This is a genomic window from Sphingobacterium composti (assembly GCF_009829075.1).
In the GTDB taxonomy this organism is placed as follows: Bacteria; Bacteroidota; Bacteroidia; order Sphingobacteriales; family Sphingobacteriaceae; genus Sphingobacterium; species Sphingobacterium composti.
The window spans coordinates 1-1,886 of record NZ_WUQZ01000050.1; the positions used below are offsets into that span (position 1 = coordinate 1).

Annotated in this window: 1 protein-coding gene and 1 pseudogene; one reads left to right on the forward strand and one right to left on the reverse strand. The window is 36.1% G+C overall.

All coding sequences use genetic code 11. The features are described from left to right. Nucleotides 1–50 precede the first annotated feature (50 nt). Nucleotides 51–611: pseudogene (locus tag GOQ17_RS15980) on the forward strand (ISAon1 family transposase). A gap of 98 nt (nucleotides 612–709) precedes the next feature. On the opposite strand, the gene GOQ17_RS15985 reads toward GOQ17_RS15980, so the two are convergent. Beyond that, nucleotides 710–1,549: a phage lytic cycle repressor MrpR family protein gene (locus GOQ17_RS15985; RefSeq protein ID WP_236537181.1), complete on the reverse strand. Its 840-nt coding sequence runs from the start codon at nucleotides 1,547–1,549 to the stop codon at nucleotides 710–712. Between the last annotated feature and the right edge of the window lie 337 nt (nucleotides 1,550–1,886).

Genomic DNA, 1,886 nt, shown 5'->3' on the forward strand with positions numbered 1-1,886 from the left:
TAGCTAAGAAGTGTTTTGCTAATGCAGTGCAGGGTATTGATCGCTTTCATGTGCAGCAATTGGCAACTGAGGCACTTCAAGAAATCCGGATAAAACACCGTTGGGAAGCTATTGATGAAGAAAATATGGCCATTGAAGACGCTAAAAAGAGGAAAGAAACTTACTGTCCAGAAATCCTATGAAATGGTGATACTATAAAGCAAATGCTAGCTAGAAGTCGCTATTTACTGTATAAAAGTGAACATAAATGGACAGTAGAACAAAAGGAAAGAGCTAGTTTACTATTTGAACGCTATACTGAAATTCAAAAGGCTTACAAATTATGCCAAGAACTATCTTGGATATACAACACAACTGTAGATAAAATATATGCTTTTACACGACTAGCTAAATGGGCTGAGAAGGTAGAGCAAGCTGGGTTCAAGTCTTTCAATACCGTGTCAAGAACTATAAATACGCATCACAAAAAGATTCTAAACTACTTTGATAACAGAAGTACCAATGCTTCAGCAGAATCTTTTAATGCAAAAATAAAAGCATTCAGAAGTCAGTTTAGAGGGGTTCGTGATATCAATTTTTTCTTATTCAGATTGACTAAGTTATTTGCTTAGTCCACAGGTTTTGTACATGATCCAAAGAATAACCCTTCTTAAAGAATGATTGGAACATAATGCTTGTTTCTATAGAGCGTGAAAAGTTCATCTTATTCTTATAAAAAATCAAGAGGGCTAGGAGTCTTTTGCTTGTCTATGTCAGTGATATGAGTGTAGATCATAGTCGTTTTTATATTTTCATGACCCAATAACTCTTTTACAATTCGGATATCGATACCTGATTGGATTAAATGTGTGGCATAAGAATGTCGCAATGTATGTACAGAGCCTTCCGACTGAACATTTGCTTTGATCAATGCTTTTTTCAGAATCAACTGTACACTTCGTTCGCTATACTTGCCACCCCTCTCACCTTCGAAGAGGTACTCCTTTGGCTTGAATGCTTGATAATAATGTCTCAAAGTCTCCAGCAATTTGTCTGGTAATGATACAATCCGATCTTTATTACCTTTGCTTTGATGGATTCTGATAATTCCATCGGAAGATTTTATGTCTTTGATTTTGAGATTCAACAGTTCGCTAAGACGTAGTCCACAACTATAGATTGTCATCAGAATAGCCTTGTGTTTTAGATTTTGAGTGTTATCGAGAATATTTCTTACTTCTTCTTTTGAAAAGAATTTAGGTAATTTAGAAAATGATCGTTTCGGGTATAAGTAATCCAGTTGGATTTTTTTGTCCAATATCAGTTCGTACATCTTCTTGATTGCGCCCACTAATCCTTTTTGATAGGAAACACTAATTTTCCCATTTTGAACTTTTTCGTTTATAAACGCCTCAATATCTGACAGTGGAATTTCTTCAAGGGAGGGATATTTGCTAACATGTTTAAGAAATATACTAGCGTAATCCTTGTACGATCTAATGGTATTGCCAGCATATCTCTGCATCAGCAATCTCTTTTCGAAGGTTTCAAGTATGATTTCGCTATTCATATCAGGGAAATAGTATTTTATAATATTTTGTTTCGCTATTTGTGCGGTTTTATTTTTTAAATACAAATATATCAATATCTTATGTAGAAAGAAAAGTCAAATAACGAAACACGTATATAGGGTTGGTTAAGCGAAATTTTCCGTATATTCGTTTCGTTAAAACAGATGTTGTTAGCAATCCGCTGCGCTCCTTGCTAACAATGGCTCGGCGACTTACGTCGCTTGCCGTAAGCCGCCGCTTCGCGGACTGCTTACAACAAGCGACTTGGCTAAATAGCTCCGCTTTTGTATCTTCGATACAGCTTCGCTACTTCGCCAATTCGCCGAGCCATTGTTA

Excerpts from the sequence above, each read along its gene's own strand:
- GOQ17_RS15985 (WP_236537181.1), bottom strand. The coding sequence starts at position 1,549 with ATGAATAGCGAAATCATACTTGAAACCTTCGAAAAGAGATTGCTGATG.